This is a genomic window from Flavobacterium sp. SM15 (assembly GCF_022012335.1).
Lineage (GTDB): Bacteria > Bacteroidota > Bacteroidia > Flavobacteriales > Flavobacteriaceae > Flavobacterium.
The window spans coordinates 86363-103841 of sequence record NZ_JAKLTO010000002.1 but is presented as its reverse complement, the minus strand read 5'-3'; the positions used below and the strand labels follow the sequence as shown (position 1 = coordinate 103841).

The window sequence follows — 17479 nt, the reverse complement described above, 5'->3', positions numbered from 1 at the left end:
AGAATTTCATACAAAATAATGCTTCTCAAAGACTATAAAAATAATTTTACCCAAGAACTTTCTCTTTTTTATGATGAGCAGGAAATTGAAAGTTTCTTTTTCATTGTGATGGAAGCCTTTCACGAAATGAAACGCGTGGATTTGGCTCTGAATCCGAATTTTGAATTGGACGGGATGCAACTTCTGCAATGGGAAACCGTGTTGTCGCAACTCAAAGAACACAAACCGATTCAGTATATTTTAGGGGAAACCGAATTCTACGGGCTTCCTTTTTTTGTCAATGAAAATACCTTGATACCGCGTCCGGAAACTGAAGAATTGGTGGATTGGATTATCAAAGAGAATTCAAAAGATAAAGAATTGAAAATTCTTGACATAGGAACCGGTTCCGGTTGTATTGCCATTTCGTTAGCTAAAGACCTTCCGAATGCGAAAGTATATGCCATGGATGTTTCTGAAAAAGCATTGGAGATAGCCCAAAAAAATGCCAAACGAAATAAAGTAACGGTTATTTTTCTTCATCAAAGTATTTTGGAAACCGAAGATTTACTCGCAACGTTTGATATCATCGTTTCCAACCCGCCTTACGTGAGAAATCTTGAAAAGGAAGAAATCAAGAAAAACGTTTTAGACTATGAGCCGCATTTGGCTTTATTTGTCGAAGATACCGATGCGCTGCTCTTTTACCGTAAAATCTCAGAATTAGCAGTCAAAAATTTATCCGAAAACGGGCAACTGTTCTTCGAAATTAACCAATATCTTGGAAAAGAAATGACGGATTTGTTAGGGAACCTTAAGTTTCAAAACATCGAATTGCGAAAAGATATTTACGGAAACCACCGAATGCTCAAAGGTAATTTTCAGTCAAAATAATCAGACTGTAAAACAGCGACTCGTTACTCGTAGCGCAACGCTTCCACCGGATCCAATTTCGAAGCCTTAATCGCAGGATACAAACCTGATACGATAGCCACAACAAAAGTGGTAATAAAAGCCGCCATAATTGCCATCCAAGGAATCACGAAACTGAATTCGATGGCTTTAGCGATTCCGAAACCAACTAAGATTCCTAAAATAATCCCAACAATACCACCCATTTGGCCAATTACCAAAGTTTCGGTAAAAAACTGCCACGCAATAGTGGAACGTTTGGCGCCAAGGGATTTTCTAACCCCGATTTCACGCGTTCTTTCGGTTACCGAAACCAGCATGATGTTCATTAAGGCAATAGAAGATCCGAAAACCGTGATAATCCCGATTACCCAAGCACTGATGCGTAATACTTCCGTATTGGAAAGCAAACGCTGGATTAAATCATCACTGCGTTCTACTCCGAAATTATTTTCCTGTACCGGACTTAGTTTTCTGATTTTTCGCATGGTAATCGTCGCATGGTCAGACGCTTGAGCCAACATTTCCTTTTTTCCAACCATTACATTGATATCGTAATTGATGTTTGGTGTGGAAAAGATTGAACGCGCAATCTGGATCGGGATCAAAACTCTTAAATCCTGGTTGTTTCCAAAAGTGGAACCTTTCTCTTTCAGTACACCAATTACTTTAAATTTGGCACCTCGAATCGAAATGGTTTTATCAATTGGGTTTAGGTCTTTAAAAAGTCCTTTCTCAAAATCGGAACCTAAAATGCAAACGTAATTATTATTGGAGATGTCAAAACCGGTAAAATTTCTTCCTTTTGTGGCTTCTAACCCTTTATTGGGAAGGAAATATTCGTCGGCACCTAAAACCGAGATTTCAGGATCTGTCTTTTTGGATTCGTATTTCACTTCAGCTGTAGTAGTGGCAGTAAAAGAAAGCGAAGTAGTGGAAAACGGATAGTTGAACTTATCCTGAAACCCTTTTGCCTGAGGGTAACTAATGACCGGATTGATTTTTTGTTCGGTACTGTTGCGGTTCACGCGCTCAGAAAAATCATATTGACTGATGGAAAACGTATTGGCGCCCATCGAGGCAAAATCCTTCATGATTGTGTTCTCCAAGGCGGAAACCACGGTTAAGATTCCTACCAAAGCGGTAATTCCAATAGCGATGATCATTACCGTTAAAATGGTACGCAACAACTGGCTTTTAATTGCTCCTAAGGCAATTTTCGTATTTTCTCTAAATAATCCGATTCCAAACATAGTAGCAATTTGTCACTAAAATACGGCATTTGTTACAAGTTTCCCAAAACAGATTTACGAAATTCTTTAAAAAGTAAGATATTTGCAAAGTGTTAGGAGCGAAACTACAGGTTTTATCCGGATACGTAGTTCCCGTTTTCCGCACTACAAGGTAGTTGCTGCAACCGGGGCTAAAAGAAAAACTATTGGAATTGTCTGGAATCTAAAAGGTTTAACAATCTAACAGTCTAAGAAGTCTAATAATCTAAGAAGTCTAAAAAAATGGCTCAAAAACCAAGCATACCCAAAGGAACCCGTGATTTTTCGCCTGCCGAAGTAGCGAAACGAAACTATATTTTTTCCATCATCAAAACGAATTTTGAAAAGTTCGGTTATCAGCCCATTGAAACGCCAACCTTTGAAAATTCAGAAACCTTAATGGGGAAGTATGGGGAAGAAGGCGACCGTTTGATTTTTAAAATCCTAAATTCGGGAAATTTTTTCTACAATAAAAGTAAAATCGAACTGCCAAAATCTATTGAGGGACTGCAATCAAATTCCGCAGAAACCATAACTCTTGAGCAGCGCATCGAACTTAATAAATTCACCGCAAGGATATCCGAGAAAGCGTTGCGTTACGATTTGACCGTTCCTTTTGCACGCTATGTGGTTCAGCATCAGAATGAAATTGAATTTCCGTTTAAACGTTACCAGATTCAACCGGTTTGGCGTGCCGATAATCCGCAGAAAGGGCGTTTCAGAGAGTTTTATCAGTGTGATGCCGATGTGGTAGGTTCTAATTCGTTATGGCAGGAAGTAGAATTGGTTCAGTTGTATGACAGCGTGTTTTCAGCTTTAGGTTTGGAAGGGGCAACCATCAAAATCAACAACAGAAAAATCCTTTCGGGAATTGCCGAGGTAATCGGAGCATCGGACAAGTTAATTGACTTTACTGTGGCTTTAGATAAATTGGATAAAATAGGAGAAGACGGTGTGAAAAAAGAAATGTTAGCCAAAGGTATTTCGGAATCTGCTTTGGAAAAAGTACAGCCGCTGTTCAATTTCTCAGGATCTATTTCGGAAAAAATTGAAAAACTTTCTGTTTTATTGGCTTCCTCAGAAGAAGGAAAAAAAGGAGTAGAGGAATTAAAATTCATTTGCGATAATGTTTTAACGCTTGGTCTGGATAAATCCGAATTGGATTTGGACGTTACTTTGGCTCGCGGTTTGAATTATTACACCGGAGCCATTTTTGAAGTTGCTGCGCCAAAATCTGTAGCGATGGGTTCTATTGGCGGAGGTGGTCGTTATGATGACTTGACCGGAATCTTCGGTTTGAAAAATATGAGCGGCGTAGGGATTTCTTTCGGACTGGATCGAATTTATCTGGTTCTGGAAGAATTAAATCTTTTTCCTCAAACCGTTACATCAACTTCTAAAGCTTTGTTTTTGAATTTCGGGCCAGATGAAGCTTTGTATTCGATGAAAGCAATTTCGGCGTTAAGAAAAGCCGGAATTAAAGTGGAAATGTACCCCGATAATGCTAAAATCGGAAAACAATTTCAACATGCAGACAAACGCGGAATCCCTTTTGCGGTACTCGTTGGAGCAGATGAAATACAAAATAACCAATTCGCTTTAAAAGATTTGGCTTCGGGAGAACAAAAGAAAGTAAGTTTTGAAGAACTGAAGGAAATCTTAAAATAACAAAAAGGCTGTCAATTACGACAGCTCTTTTTTTATAAGGTTATTTTTTTACTTGTTTGAAGAGCCAATCGTATAGTGCGTTTTCATGAAACAACTGCTCCACATTGCTGTGGTTGCCACCTGGGATTATGGTGAAAGTTACATCGGCATCTGGTTTGCATTTTTTTATGGCATCTACTACTTTTTTTGATTCCGACATACGAACGATGAAATCTTTATTTCCATGCTGAATCCATAAAGGAAGCGTAGCAAGTTTGCAGGCATCGTTTACATTACCGCCACCACAAATTGCAACGGCAGCCGTGATTTTATCAGCGTATTTTCCGGCAAAATGCAAAGTGCCGTAAGAGCCTAAGCTCATTCCGCAAACATAAACTCGTGCTAAATCAGTGTTGTAGTTTTTCTGAACATATTCCAAAAGCTGTAAAACTTTATCAGGATTCCAAGGCCCAGAAGCCAACTGAGGAGCGACCACAATTCCCGGAATTTTTCTTCCTCTTTCCATAGCGCGCAATACCCCATAACGTTTTACACGGTTAATATCGGTTCCTGAAAGGCTTCTGCCGTGCAAGAAAATTAAAACGGGTTGCTTTTCATTTTTTTCAGCCTCTGGGACATTGATCCAAAAAGGGTAGTCGGTTTGTCCAATCACGGTCTTTAACTGAGCAAAAACTGGAGGGAATGTAAATAAAACAAGTAGTACTAAAAATCGAAATTTCATGGCTTTTATCTTAAGAAACGCAAAAGTACTTATTTTGTTTTAAAGCCATGATTTTTTAAAAAAAAAGTCCCAATTAAGGGACTTTCTAATTATTGTATGATTATTTTTTTGCTCAGCGAGCCCGTTGAGGTTTTAAGCTTGACGATGTAGGCTCCGGATCGTACATGTTCAACAGGAATTTGAATATTTTGTTGCTGCTGATCAGTAACCTCCCATTTACCAACTGATTGCCCTAAAATGTTATACAAAACAACTGTTTCTGCTCTTGAATCTAAGGTGTTGTTTTGAATGGTAAGGATATTGTCTTTATCCGTATAGATTAAGATTCCGTTGTTTAAAGACGCTTCGTTTGTACTTAAAGTTTCATTTGTAAAGCGTAATGAGAAGCGATGGTTGTACTCGCCAGCTGCTAATTCGATGTTGAAGTCCTGAGCTTTGATGTTGTGATAGCTGTTGTTCAGGTTGTCAAATAAGTATATTTCTGTGTTGTCAGAGAAGTTTTCCAGTGCATCAATTTTAATTTTATTCAGACCAGCCTGTTCTGTTTTAACGCCTAAAGGGATTTCCTGTTCCAAATTAAAATCTTTTACTGCCTGAATTACCAACTTAAAGTTGTCTAATTCCCAAAACATATCGCTTGGATTGTTTTCAATCATTGGTGCATCGTATCCTTTATCAAAGGCGTTCGAAGTTCTGGAATCGGCCGTTAATAATAATTGTCTTCTTATTCCCGTACTGGTTGTGAATCCTAAACGGATTTTTTGACGTAAATCATCATTTTGTGTCATCTGACTGTTTGCAGATCGAATAAAAACTGATTGGCCTGAGGCTTCTTTGGCAAAAGCCCGTTGTGAGTTTTTAAAGGCAACAGGTTGCGGAGTAGCCTGATTAGGATTGTTTCCGGTTGGTCCTGCAATGTCGGTTCTTATGAAAAATCCTTGGCCTACGGGAACATACTTAGTTGGTACTTTGGTTCCCATAGCATTGTTGTTGTTAATCATTGGATCATCAGAAATTGCAGCAACTCCTCCTGCTAAGCTGTAAGTTGCATATCCTGCTACATATTGGCTAAGATAATGTGAAGTTCCTCCGAAATGATCCCAAAAATAAAGTGCTCCGTTAAAAGAACCTAAATTGTCGGTAATAAATTGTTCTGCATTTAAGGCTGACGGGTAAGGATTTCCAATCATGTATAGCTGATTGTCTGCCATCGAAAGGTTAAAATTGCCGTTGTTTGGTTTTCCAACAAATACATAATTTTGAAGATCAGTAATAGCAGCAGTGTTTGTAACTCCTTTCATAGTGAAACCTTCACCCACATTAAGGGTTCCGGTACTTCCCAAAAGTTGCCAGGACGAATAGTTAGTGCTTACCAACGTGTATTTATAAATCCAGCTGTTCGAAATTTTAATGGGACTGCTTAACGGTCCATCAGCAAAATAAACACCATCTCCAAAATTAATGGTTCCGGGAGCAAACGGATTAGCTGCAGCATTGGTTCCGTCTCTAAGAACGCCTCCCACAGTATAGCTGGTGTTGTTTGCACTCACTGGAGAAGACCAAATATTGTAATGATAACTGCTTTTGGTTCCTTGTTGATCGCGCAGTAAGTTTCCGGTTCCTCCTGCCGGATTTGGTTGTGTACCATTTTGTACCAATTGTGCATCCCCAACAAGTCTTAAATTTCCACTGGTTAAAACTAAATTGTTGGTAACAGTTAACTGAAAACCATCTTCCACACTAACCCCTTTTGCAGTTCCTGTGTTTTCTAAAGACAGGTTGTAAAAACTTTCATTAAGTTTAATTCCAAAGTTAATAAGTTGAATCTGATTACCTGCCCCTCCGTTAAATGTTACGGTTCCTAATCCCGGAATAAATGAGCCGCTGTTTTTCCAGTCTCTTTTGATGTGAAGTTTAGAGTTTAACGAAGTCATGGTTACTGAGGCGCCTGAACTTACAATTAAATCTCTTGCAATAGCGATGCCTCCAACCGGTGCTTTAGGACTGGCAGGATCAATAACAGGCATTCTTGGAGCAGAGTTTGGAATTGTTGCATCTGTTGTGGCATCAGGTAATCCGCCTGCCCAGTTTAAACAGTCAAACCAGTCGGTGCTTGCAAATCCTGTCCAAAGTCCTTTTGTTCCATTTAGCACGGAAACAGTTGCCGATCCGCTAAAATCGCTTGCAATCGCATTACATTTTGAATCGTTTAAAGCAGTTATTGTATAGGTTCTGTTTGTTGTTACATTGGTTACACTGAATACATATGGGTTTGTATTAACGTTATTTACAGTTGTTGAGGTAGTTCCGTTAGAATAAGTAATTCGCCATGGGGCAGAACCGGTTAATGCGATGCTAAATGTGGCAGTTCCACCATTGCAGACCGTTTGGTTCGATCCGATTACTCCCGTAGGTCTTTGGTTTACCGTTACCGTTACCGAAGTGGTTTGATTGCTTAAGCAACCGTTAATGTAGGATCTTACTCTGTAAATTGTAGTTGTAGTTGGAGAAACATTCAATGTGGTTACTCCATTTACACTAGTGTCTGGCGGGAAGCTGTTTCCATTGGCATCAACCCATTCAGTTGTTATTCCTGCGGTAGGAGTTTCAGGGATTCCAATATTGTCAACTGCCCATGAACTTCCATTGTTTCCTTGAAAATAAAATCGAATTCTTAAATTTTGGTAGCCAATATAGTTGCTCAAATCAACACTTCCTGGGGAAAAACCAATTGGATTTCCATAATCCAAAGGTCCGGTATATTGTTGCAAGGTAGTGTAAGCTCCACCGTTTACTGAAATTTGAATCGATGCAGTTGCTCCAGCTAAAAGATGAAAAGAATGTGTAAAGGTTAAAGTAGCTGAAGTAAGCCCGAATGTGTTGAAGGTAGGAGTGTACAAATAAGAATTAAAAGCTCCATGTACAATCGCAAATTTCCCAGTTGATTGATAGGTTATTCCGGAATAGGTTCCGCCATTGGTTGCTGAGAGCTGCCATGGGCCCGGATCGGTATTACTTGCTCCAGCACTCAAACAGTTACCACAGCTGTCTACTTGCCAACCGGTTGGGTTTGCAGTATTAAATGCTCCGCCGGTTGCTAAGGATGAACTTGTTGCATAACTTGAATAGGCTGTTAAGACAGCAGTATCTCCATTGCAAATGGTTGAAGGCGATGCGGTTACCGGGTTAGGGGCAATGTCAGGAATCACAATTATTCTGGAAACTGTAGAATAAGCAATCGAGCAGGTTGAGTTTTGTACTACTGCTCTAAATAATGTGGTTTGTGTTTCGTTATAATTACAAGAAGAGGTAATATTGGCTATTTCAAGTGCTGCCGGCCAAGTTGTTCCACCATCAATGGAACGCTGCCATTTAACGATATTTCCTCTGTATCCGCTTAAGGTTAAAGTTCCTGTCGCATTATGACAGGCTTGAGCAGTAACTGTTGAAACTGTACCGCCTAAAGATACAGGTTCTACTATTACAGTTGAGGTTATTGGCGTACCGGGACAACCATTAGCTATTGGAGTTATAGTGAAAATAACGGTTTGTGCCGTAGCGGTATTGTTTATTAATGTGCCGTTTATGGTGCTTGTAGTGTTTGGAAGACTTCCGTTATTTGGCATACCAGTAACCAATGTTGTATTGTCTCTTACCCAGTTAAATGATGTTCCCACGACGGTTTGGGTAAAAGGAATTGGAGTGATGGCTACACCTGTACATTTGGTTTGGCTGGCAACAGTTGTTGTGGTTGTAGGAGTCGGGTTAACAGTGATAAAAACATCTATATAGGGCCCGGTACAGCCGTTGGCAGAAGGTGTAATGCGAATTCTTGTGGTTTGTGGGGAATTGGTGTTGTTAATTGGTGCACCGGTGATATTGCCGTTTCCGGTATCTGGAATTCCTGTAATATCGATGGTCTCGGTTCTTGTCCATGAATAGGTGGTTCCTGATACGCTGCTTGAAAGTATAATGTCTGAAATATTATTTCCTTCACAAACAGATTGAGTCATAAGATTTGCAGTAACATCTGGAGTAGGATTGATAACAGCCGTTACATTGATAGGGTTACCAGTACATCCCGTAGCTGCGATGAATGGGGTTACAGTAAAAGTAACTGTTTGTGGAGAGGAGGTGTTATTTGTTAAACCTAGTCCGGTTAAGGGATTTGTAGAATTTGATCCGTTTGTAAATCCGCTAACATTAATTTGATTGTCTCTGGTCCATGTATATGTTGCAGGAGAAATACCAAAAGTAGATAATCCAACTCCTGAACATTTAGTTTGATTTGGAGCAGAGGCTGTAGCATTCGGACGTGGGTTTATTATAACAGAAACAGTGAAAGATGTTCCCGGACAGCCGTTTATTTCAGGAGTAACCGTTATTATTATTGTTCGTGCACTTGAATTGCTGTTTGTCAAAGTTCCGGATATAGTTCCTGAGCCACTACCTGTTGTTACAATAGTTCCTCCAACACCGGCAGGAAGAGTTGTGATAGCCCAATTGAATACAGTTCCCGGAATTGTTGGGGTAAAAGTAATGGGTGTTATGTTATCATTAGCACAAATGGTTTGTGAGGATAGTGATGTGCTACCTGTTGCATTTGGTTCTACGATAATGTTTACCGTAATTGGTGTACCGTCACATCCGTTTTTAGTTGGAGTAATTGTGAAAACAACAGTAGCTGTATTTGTTGTATTGTTGATCAATGTTCCGGAAATTGTTCCGCTTCCACTGGAGCCAATGGTTCCTGTTACGTCAACGGTGTTGTCTCTTGTCCAATTGTAAGTTGTTCCGGCTAAACTTCCTGAAAAAGTTATTGGTGTAATTGTATTACCAGAGCAAGATGTTTGAAAATTTGAACTTGCTGCGACATCAGGAATTTGGTTTACGGTAACTAATGCTAGATCTGTATATGAGGATCCGCATTCTTCAACATAAACATTATAGGATGTAGTTGCAGCTGGAGAAACAAAAAAACTTAAATCTCCTCCTGTTCCTGTTACGGACTGACCTGCAACATCTGCAGTGCCAATTCGCAATTTGTAAACGGATCCGGAAACGCTTCCAGTTAAAATAATTTCAGCAGTTCCTCCATTACAAATCACAGGATCGGAAACCGTTCGTTGTAAATTACAATCTTCCTGAGCATATAGGCCTGGAATCAGTAAAAAACACAAAATGTGTAAGAAGTAATTTTTTTTCATAGTACTCGATTTATGTAAAACAATTCGTTTCTTAAATGAGTTCTTATGAGTTCCTTAACTTTAGAGAATAGGCACAATTACGTCTGTTTTTAAAACAGATTTAACAGGACACACTTTTCCCCTAAATAAAGGTTTTGTTTTTTGGAAACTTTACTAAAGATAAATAATTAGCGGCTCATTTTGTATGAAATACTGTACTATTCGATGAATTGAGTTAAAGTTTCGATGAATTGAAATTATGAGAGATGATTTGAGTAAAAGCTTCTATGAGTTCGAAATTTTAATAAGATTTCAGCTTTTATTTTATATTCAATTTTATCCTGAATTTGTATAAGTAAACTCTTCGGTAGGTTTCCTCATTCCATGTATTCGCTCTTTTTGAATTTTTAGTGAGTTTGGTTCAAGAAAAATAAACAATAAAAAACCCTAACTGTTTGATTAGTTAGGGTTTTGCTTTTTTGTAGCGAAGACGGGAGTTGAACCCGTGACCTCAGGGTTATGAATCCTGCGCTCTAACCGACTGAGCTACCTCGCCATTTATCGGTTGTGCATCCTTGCTGAATGCGGGTGCAAATATAAAACTTAATTTATAGCTTCCAAACATATTTTGTAAAAAAATATTTTTTTTCGTTTTTCTTTTTTTTGTATGTTTAATTCTTATATTACCAAAAATTTTAGTAGCATTTATGGAAGGTAAAGTTAGATACGAATTAGAGTTCCCCATCATGTCATCGCCCCAATTATTATATCAATATATTTCAACTCCGTCTGGACTTTCAGAATGGTTTGCGGATAATGTGAATTCTCGTGGAGAATTTTTTACATTTATTTGGGATGATTCGGAAGAGAAGGCTCGATTGGCTTCTAAAAAGACCGGAGAAAAGGTGAAATTTAGGTGGGTAGATGAAGAAAATAAAGACGGAGAATATTATTTCGAACTTCGAATACTGGAAGATGAAATTACTAAAGATGTGTCTTTAATGGTGGTTGATTTTGCTATGGAAACTGAAATCAGCGAAGCAAAACAGCTTTGGGAGAATCAGGTTTCCGATTTAAAACATGTAATAGGATCCGTTTAATTTTCAATTTATAAAGGTTATATTTGCCCTGAATTAAAATCAGGGCTTTTTTTATGATTAATTTTAGCGGTACTTTAGTAGAGAATTCGGGAATCGAACTTCAGGAAAACAGAGGTTTTTTATATGGGGACTCTGTTTTTGAAACGATTAAAGTTTTGGATAATAAAGTTCTTTTTCTTGAAGATCATTATTTTAGACTGATGGCCTCAATGCGAATTGTTCGAATGGAAATTCCAATGCAATTTACCATGGAGTATTTTGAAACGCAGATTTTGAGTTTGGTTCAGGCTAAAAAACTTTCAAATTCGAGCCGAGTTCGTTTTACGGTATTTCGTAAATCTGGAGGGTTTTATCTTCCGAAAACAAATGATATCGACTACATAATTACTGCTGAGCTTCTGGAAAACCAACTTTATTCTTTTGAAACTGAAGAATATGAAGTAGAGCTTTTCAAAGATTTTTATATCACTGCACAATTGCTGTCTACTTTAAAAAGCAATAACCGATTGGTTCAGATTACCGGTAGCGTTTTTGCGCACGAGAACGGTTATCAGAATTGTTTGGTAATGAATGATAGCAAGAATGTTGTTGAGGCTTTACAGGGCAATTTATTTATGCTGATGAATGGTAAATTGATCACGCCGCCACTTTCAGAGGGTTGTTTAAACGGAATAATGCGTAAGCAAATCTTAGCGATTACCCGAAAAATTGAAGGTTTAGAAGTAGTGGAGGCGTCCATTTCTCCGTTCGATTTACAAAAGGCAGACGAATTGTTTATTACCAACACCATTAAAGGTATTCAGCCCGTGACCAAATACAGGAAAAAAGGATACAAAAATGAATTTGCTTCAGAAGTACTGAAGAAGTTAAACGCTCAAATTCGTTTGGGTTAATTAATTTAAAATTGGATTTTCCGGCGCGTTAGACCAGATTAGGTATTCGCCACCTTGTTCCATGATTTTTTCTTTCCAGAAATGAGCTGCCGATTTTCCGATGATTTTGTTTTCGTAGCTGTTTTTGGAAACAATCCATGAGTTTTCTTCTAACTCATGCTCTAGCTGATGAGAATCCCAACCGGTGTAGCCAAGAAAGAAACGAATGTTGTTCTTTTTGACTTTTCCTTGATTGATGAGGTTTTTGGTGTATTCAAAATCACCACCCCAATAAATACCACTTGAAATTTCAATGCTGTCAGGAATTAGTTCCGGGATATTGTGGATAAAATACAGATTGTCTTGTTCAACCGGACCACCGTTATAAATTTTGAAATTAGCATTGATCTCAGGAATCAGGTCGTGAATAGTGTAACGAAGCGGTTTGTTTAAAATAAATCCTACCGAACCATCGTTATTGTGGTCAGCTAAAAGCACTACAGATCTGTTGAAAGAAAGATCCCCAATAATTGAAGGTTCTGCAACGAGCAAATTTCCTTTTTTTGGTTTAACTAGTATCATCTTTTTGTAGGTATTTAATTAATTATTTAACACTACTTCGTCAGATTAGAATTAAATTTAACAAAAAAAACAAATCAACCCAAAATAAAATCGTTGAAAAGTAAAAAAAAGCCCCGATATGATCGGGGCTAGTATTGTAAAGCTACAAATTATTTTTTGTTTACAGAACCTTCTAACTCAGCTCCAGCTTTGAATTTCACTACGTTTTTAGCAGCAATTTTGATAGTTTTTCCTGTTTGAGGGTTTCTACCTTCTCTAGCAGCTCTTTTAGATACTGACCAAGATCCGAAACCTACTAAAGATACTCTTCCACCTTTTTTCAAAGTCCCTTCTACGTTTTTCAAGAATGACTCTAAAGCTAATTTAGCAGCTGCTTTAGTAATACCTGCGTCTGCAGCGATTGCATCGATTAATTCTGATTTGTTCATAATAATAGTTATTAATAGATTGATTAATTAATTAATGTCCTACAAATTTATATGAATTTCCGGATTACGCAAGTGTTTTTCAGTTTTTTGCAAAATTTCCTTTCAAAATGTTGATAACTTGTCTTAATTGTTAATAAGCTAACTTGCTTTTTTCAAAATTTCGCTAATATTAGTGTTTCCGGGGCTTACAGCGCTTTGGCTTTTTCGCTAAAAGTTATTCCGTTTAAAAGCTCATGAGTGAACATTCTTTTCTTGCCAGGAAACTGTAAACTCACGATTTTTAAAAATCCTCCTTTTGCTGCAATCTTTAATTCCTTTTTAGAAGAAATTAAGGTTCCTGCATCATGGGAATGTGCTGTTGGTTCAAAAATCGTTTCGTAAATTTTAACGGCCCATTCCTGATCGTTGTCTTTAAAATAGCACCAGGCTGCCGGATAAGGGCTTAAGCCACGGATTAAATTATGTATAGCTGTTCCGCTTTTGTTAAAATCGATTTTGCAGTTCTCTCTGTTTAGTTTGTAAGCAGTTTTGATGTCTTCATTAGTAGACTGAACTTTGGTGGTTACATTACCTTTCTCAATGATAGCTAAAGTTTTCACAACAGTTTGGCTGCCCAGAACCATTAAACGGTCGTGAAGTTCACCGGCAGATTCGTTTTCTCCAATAGCTAGTTCATCGCTTAAGATCATGGCTCCGGTATCGATTTTGTCATCAATAAAAAAAGTAGTTACTCCGGTTTTGGTTTCACCGTTAATAATTGCCCAGTTTATTGGAGCGGCACCGCGGTATTCCGGAAGTAACGAAGCATGTAAATTAAACGTTCCTAATTTTGGCATGCGCCAGACTGCTTCAGGGAGCATTCTAAAAGCAACGACCACCTGAAGATTTGCGTTAAGACCTCGTAATTCTTCTAAAAAGGTCTCATCTTTTAAGTTGGTAGGCTGAAGTAAGCGAAGGTTTTTTTCTAAGGCATATTCTTTTACCGCAGAGTGCTGGATCTTTTGACCTCGCCCAGCAGGTTTATCGGGAGCGGTGATTACTCCAACGATTTCGTACTTGTTCTTATATATGGTATCAAGGATTCCCACGGCGAACTCCGGAGTTCCCATGAAAACAATGCGTAGCTTTTCCATTAGATGCAACTGTATTGGTTTTTAGAATTGATTGTGACTTTGTGGTTTTCCAGTAAAAGTCGAAGTGCAAAGATAGTTTCCTCTGAGCTTATTTTCAGTTCATTTTCGATTTCTCTGGAGGTTAGTGCCGATTTTTTCAGTAGAGACAAAATATCCTGGGCTAATTCTGTTGGTTTTTTTAATGTTTTTTTCTTTTGGAGACAAGTGGAACAAATGCCGCAATCCTTGATTTCGGTTTCATCAAAATATTCTAACAGTAAGCTGCTTTTGCATTTTTCTTTATCGGCGATGTAGTTTTGAACCGCCTCAAACTGATTAACTTTAATTTCGTTTTGTTGTTCGAGGTATTTGGAAATCCTGTTGATGGTCAGCTCGTCTTCGCGAATTTCGTTGAACGTAATGCTGCTGTCGTTGTTTTGGGAATGAAACGTGCAAATTTCTTTTTCGTGCATTCGCTTTAAAATGGAAACCACATTTTCTTCAGAAGTTCCAGATTTTTTAGCAATCAGATTTGTGTTGATTGGAGTCTCCAAATCATAAACCCCGGGATAATTTCTCAAAATTGTTGTAACGACATTTTCATCCGAAGGATTTAAACTGAGGTAACGCAAAATTTCTTTACTCGAAATCAGAAAATGGATGGTGATTTTTTCTGAAAACTCCTTAGAGAGTGAAATAATACTCTGATTATCCAGAAATTGTAAAACATTGTAAGTTTTGAGTACCGGAAATTTATACTGTTGGCAAAAATGATTTAGGTTTAAGGAAAATGTTTCGTTAATACCTTCTCCGTAGCCAATTCGGAAATAATTGTTCAGTTTGATGTAAACTTCCTTGAGGAACGGCTTATCGGGTAAAATATCTAAGAACTGCTTTTTTGTAGCCTGTAAATCCGAAGGTGCAACAAGCATAACGGCAAATGCTTTCTTACTGTTTCTTCCAGCACGACCGGCTTCCTGATAATAATTTTCCAGATTTTCCGGAAGTTGATAATGAATCACGGTTTTTACATTCGGCTTATCGATTCCCATACCGAAAGCATTGGTGGCAATCATTACGGGAAATTCCTCAGAAAGCCAGAGCTGCATGTTTTTTTCTTTTTCCTTGGAAGTCATGCCTCCGTGGTAAAAAATTGCTTTGAAGCCTAAACTGTTAAGCTGCGCTGCAATATCATGGCAACTTTTTCTGTTGCGTACATAAATTATCGAAGGCTCGGGGTTTTTGCTTAAAATCTGTTCAATGCGATAAAGTTTGTCTTCGGTTTCCAGAACCATATAGGCAATGTTTTCCCGCGCAAAGGATTTTTTAAAAAGCTGAGGATTTTGCAATTTCAATTGCTGGCAAATGTCTTTTTGTACTCTTTCAGTTGCCGATGCGGTTAACGCTAAAAAAGGGATTTTAGGAAAATGCTCTTTTAACTTAGCGATTTTTAGATAGGCCGGACGAAAATCATGTCCCCATTGTGAGATACAATGCGCCTCGTCAATAGCTATAAGGTTGAGGGGTAGGTTTTTAATTCGCTCTAAAACCCAGTCGGATTGCAAACGTTCCGGTGAGAGGTACAGGAATTTGTAATTTCCAAACTGGCAATTATCCAGTAAATCGATGGTTTCCTCTGAGGAAATTCCGCCGGTTAAAGCAATGGCTTTTATGTCTCGTTTCTGCAAGTTGGCAACCTGATCCCTCATTAGGGCTACAAGCGGAGAGATAACCAGGCATATTCCCGGTTTAATCATGGCGGGAACCTGAAAGCATATCGATTTTCCTCCGCCGGTCGGTAATAGGGCAAAGGTGTCGTTTCCTTTTAGAACCGATTCAATAATTTCATTTTGTGGTGTTCGAAAGGAATCGTGGTTCCAGTATTTTTTGAGAATTTCTAAAGCTTTCAAAGTGTAAACCCATATATTGGTTACGAAGATAGCTTATTTTGTTAAGTTTTGAAGGATAAAATCGATACGGTTCTCTAAAGAATCTTTTGGAACTTCGGTAAGTGAATAACCGTACTTTTCGTAAGTTTCAATAAGGTGTTTATGAATTAAAACCGCCTGCTCATAGGTTTCGTAACGGGCTTCGTCACTGGTGTAAATTTCTTCCCATGGCGGAAGGATGAAAATTCTGGAATAAACATGCTCTTTACATGCCTCGTCAAAAAAAGAAGGATAAGCATCGCCAATATAGTGCATATAGGCTAAAACGTCGGGAATGCCACGGTCGATAAAAACAACTTCATCGACTTCTTGAGCAGCACTTTTGAACTGTTTTTTTCTTCCTTCCAGTAATAATTCACTGAATAAAAGTGGTTTTTCTAAAAACAATTGCTCAATTCCCTGCTTTTGGGCCTCGTGAATTACCTCGCGCGAAACTTCGGGATAACACACGTATCCTTTTTCGGTCAAACCGTCGATAATGGTGGTTTTTCCGGAGCCTGGTCCGCCGATGATTAAGACAATTTCTTTAGCCACTTTTTTGAAATAAGGCGCAAATTTACGCTTTTTTGTGAAACAGGTGAAGTAGTTTTTAAATTTATGTGTTTTAAAGTTTTAAAATCTCCGAAATCATGCTTCATAATTGCGAACTCTAATGTATATTTGCTTTTATTTTTGATTGAAGATGGATAAGAAAACCGAAGAATTTTATCAGCGCCTTAAAGAAGAATTAGTCAATTCAACCATTTGGCCTTCTGAGTATTTGTTTAAATTTATAGTTCCGACAGATAAAGACAAGATTATGATTATTGAAACCTCTTTCGACGGAATGGGTGCAGTAATCGAAACCAGTCAGTCCAAAACAGGTAAGTATACCAGTGTTTCTGTAAATGTAACTATGAAAAGCGCCCAGAGTGTTATTGATAAATATCAGGAGTTGTCTACGGTCGAAGGTATAATTTCCCTTTAAAAACAAAACATGCAATTTACACCACAAGAAGCAATAAATCATTTGGAATACAACGCGGAACGTTCGCACCTGATTATTCCGGAATACGGTCGTCATTTACAAAAACTGATAGATCAGGCAACGGAAATCAGTGATCGAGATGAGCGCAACAAAGCGGCACGCTATATCATTTCGGTGATGGGAAGTTTGAATCCGCATTTGCGTGATGTGCCCGATTTTCAGCATAAATTATGGGACCAGATTTTTATTATGTCCGATTTTAGACTGGATGTCGATTCGCCGTATCCGATTCCTAATAAAGCAATTTTACATCAAAAGCCGGGTAAATTAAATTATCCGCAAAACTTCCCGAAGTACCGTTTTTATGGGAACAATATCAAATATATGATTGATGTTGCTAATGGGTGGGAAGAAGGAGAACTTAAAAATGCGCTGGTGATGGTGATTGCCAACCACATGAAAAAATCGTATTTGAGCTGGAATAAAGATTCGGTTAAAGATGAAGTGATTTTTGAGCATTTGTACGAGTTGTCAGGAGGGAAAATCAATCTGTTAAAAACCGATGAGGAACTTTCCAATACCACAGATTTGATGCGCGTGAACAAAAAGCAGTCCAACAAGATGCAGTTCAACAGCAATAACAAGCAGAAAAAGCACGGGAATCAGAATCAAAACCAGAATCAGAAAAATAAAAAACCGAACAACAATACTAATACTAACAACCGTAAATAA

The 17479-nt window shown here is 38.2% G+C and carries 14 protein-coding genes and 1 tRNA gene; 6 read left to right on the top strand and 9 right to left on the bottom strand.

Features of this window, described 5'->3' with window-relative positions; genetic code table 11:
* Window positions 1–18 precede the first annotated feature (18 nt).
* Window positions 19–873 (top strand): peptide chain release factor N(5)-glutamine methyltransferase, encoded by an 855-nt coding sequence (prmC, locus tag LZZ90_RS03385; protein ID WP_237789288.1) that lies wholly within the window; start codon window positions 19–21, stop codon window positions 871–873.
* A 23-nt stretch (window positions 874–896) separates the two neighbouring features.
* On the opposite strand, the gene LZZ90_RS03380 is transcribed toward prmC, so the two are convergent.
* Window positions 897–2144 carry an ABC transporter permease gene (locus tag LZZ90_RS03380; protein ID WP_237789287.1) on the bottom strand — a complete coding sequence of 416 codons (1248 nt, stop codon included), beginning with the start codon at window positions 2142–2144 and terminating at the stop codon, window positions 897–899.
* A gap of 261 nt (window positions 2145–2405) precedes the next feature.
* On the opposite strand from LZZ90_RS03380, the gene hisS reads away from it, so the two are divergent.
* On the top strand, window positions 2406–3830 hold the full coding sequence (hisS, locus tag LZZ90_RS03375) for a histidine--tRNA ligase (protein ID WP_237789286.1): 1425 nt from the start codon (window positions 2406–2408) through the stop codon (window positions 3828–3830).
* A gap of 40 nt (window positions 3831–3870) precedes the next feature.
* Here hisS and LZZ90_RS03370 read toward each other — a convergent pair whose 3' ends face one another.
* The 3 genes from LZZ90_RS03370 to LZZ90_RS03360 all read right to left on the bottom strand — a co-directional run bounded on the left by LZZ90_RS03370 (window position 3871) and on the right by LZZ90_RS03360 (window position 10293).
* Window positions 3871–4551, bottom strand: coding sequence for a dienelactone hydrolase family protein (locus tag LZZ90_RS03370; protein WP_237789285.1), 681 nt, complete (start codon window positions 4549–4551; stop codon window positions 3871–3873).
* A gap of 89 nt (window positions 4552–4640) precedes the next feature.
* Window positions 4641–9758, bottom strand: coding sequence for a PKD-like domain-containing protein (locus tag LZZ90_RS03365; protein WP_237789284.1), 5118 nt, complete (start codon window positions 9756–9758; stop codon window positions 4641–4643).
* 461 nt (window positions 9759–10219) lie between these two features.
* Window positions 10220–10293 (bottom strand) — tRNA-Met (locus tag LZZ90_RS03360).
* 151 nt (window positions 10294–10444) lie between these two features.
* On the opposite strand from LZZ90_RS03360, the gene LZZ90_RS03355 reads away from it, so the two are divergent.
* Both LZZ90_RS03355 and LZZ90_RS03350 read left to right on the top strand, forming a co-directional pair.
* Complete coding sequence (locus tag LZZ90_RS03355; RefSeq protein ID WP_237789283.1) at window positions 10445–10837, top strand: START-like domain-containing protein; 393 nt, start codon at window positions 10445–10447, stop codon at window positions 10835–10837.
* 53 nt (window positions 10838–10890) lie between these two features.
* Window positions 10891–11730: an aminotransferase class IV gene (locus LZZ90_RS03350; RefSeq protein ID WP_237789282.1), complete on the top strand. Its 840-nt coding sequence runs from the start codon at window positions 10891–10893 to the stop codon at window positions 11728–11730.
* Here the strand turns inward: LZZ90_RS03350 and LZZ90_RS03345 are convergent, their stop codons facing one another.
* The 5 genes from LZZ90_RS03345 to LZZ90_RS03325 form a co-directional block, all read right to left on the bottom strand.
* Window positions 11731–12291 (bottom strand): YqgE/AlgH family protein, encoded by a 561-nt coding sequence (locus LZZ90_RS03345; RefSeq protein ID WP_237789281.1) that lies wholly within the window; start codon window positions 12289–12291, stop codon window positions 11731–11733.
* A 149-nt stretch (window positions 12292–12440) separates the two neighbouring features.
* Window positions 12441–12719: an HU family DNA-binding protein gene (locus tag LZZ90_RS03340; RefSeq protein ID WP_026979330.1), complete on the bottom strand. Its 279-nt coding sequence runs from the start codon at window positions 12717–12719 to the stop codon at window positions 12441–12443.
* A 185-nt stretch (window positions 12720–12904) separates the two neighbouring features.
* Entirely contained in the window at window positions 12905–13852 is a 948-nt protein-coding gene (gene fmt, locus LZZ90_RS03335; RefSeq protein ID WP_237789280.1) for a methionyl-tRNA formyltransferase, read from the bottom strand.
* On the bottom strand, window positions 13852–15741 hold the full coding sequence (locus LZZ90_RS03330; RefSeq protein ID WP_237789279.1) for an ATP-dependent DNA helicase RecQ: 1890 nt from the start codon (window positions 15739–15741) through the stop codon (window positions 13852–13854). The genes fmt and LZZ90_RS03330 overlap by 1 nt, the downstream gene beginning before the upstream one ends.
* Before the next feature lie 33 nt (window positions 15742–15774).
* Complete coding sequence (locus LZZ90_RS03325; RefSeq protein WP_237789278.1) at window positions 15775–16314, bottom strand: AAA family ATPase; 540 nt, start codon at window positions 16312–16314, stop codon at window positions 15775–15777.
* A 148-nt stretch (window positions 16315–16462) separates the two neighbouring features.
* Here LZZ90_RS03325 and LZZ90_RS03320 point away from each other — a divergent pair, with 148 nt between their 5' ends.
* Window positions 16463–16747, top strand: a complete 285-nt coding sequence (locus LZZ90_RS03320; protein ID WP_237789277.1) for a DUF493 family protein — start codon at window positions 16463–16465, stop codon at window positions 16745–16747.
* A 9-nt stretch (window positions 16748–16756) separates the two neighbouring features.
* A complete protein-coding gene (locus tag LZZ90_RS03315; protein WP_237789276.1) occupies window positions 16757–17479 on the top strand; it encodes a DUF4290 domain-containing protein in 723 nt (240 codons plus the stop codon).

What these genes read in the sequence shown, in the direction of transcription:
- fmt (WP_237789280.1), bottom strand. Translation starts at nt 13,852, where the DNA reads ATGGAAAAGCTACGCATTGTTTTCATGGGAACTCCGGAGTTCGCCGTG.
- LZZ90_RS03350 (WP_237789282.1), top strand. Translation starts at nt 10,891, where the DNA reads ATGATTAATTTTAGCGGTACTTTAGTAGAGAATTCGGGAATCGAACTT.
- LZZ90_RS03365 (WP_237789284.1), bottom strand. Translation starts at nt 9,758, where the DNA reads ATGAAAAAAAATTACTTCTTACACATTTTGTGTTTTTTACTGATTCCA.
- LZZ90_RS03355 (WP_237789283.1), top strand. Translation starts at nt 10,445, where the DNA reads ATGGAAGGTAAAGTTAGATACGAATTAGAGTTCCCCATCATGTCATCG.
- hisS (WP_237789286.1), top strand. Translation starts at nt 2,406, where the DNA reads ATGGCTCAAAAACCAAGCATACCCAAAGGAACCCGTGATTTTTCGCCT.
- LZZ90_RS03340 (WP_026979330.1), bottom strand. Translation starts at nt 12,719, where the DNA reads ATGAACAAATCAGAATTAATCGATGCAATCGCTGCAGACGCAGGTATT.
- LZZ90_RS03370 (WP_237789285.1), bottom strand. Translation starts at nt 4,551, where the DNA reads ATGAAATTTCGATTTTTAGTACTACTTGTTTTATTTACATTCCCTCCA.
- LZZ90_RS03345 (WP_237789281.1), bottom strand. Translation starts at nt 12,291, where the DNA reads ATGATACTAGTTAAACCAAAAAAAGGAAATTTGCTCGTTGCAGAACCT.
- LZZ90_RS03315 (WP_237789276.1), top strand. Translation starts at nt 16,757, where the DNA reads ATGCAATTTACACCACAAGAAGCAATAAATCATTTGGAATACAACGCG.
- LZZ90_RS03320 (WP_237789277.1), top strand. Translation starts at nt 16,463, where the DNA reads ATGGATAAGAAAACCGAAGAATTTTATCAGCGCCTTAAAGAAGAATTA.
- LZZ90_RS03380 (WP_237789287.1), bottom strand. Translation starts at nt 2,144, where the DNA reads ATGTTTGGAATCGGATTATTTAGAGAAAATACGAAAATTGCCTTAGGA.
- prmC (WP_237789288.1), top strand. Translation starts at nt 19, where the DNA reads ATGCTTCTCAAAGACTATAAAAATAATTTTACCCAAGAACTTTCTCTT.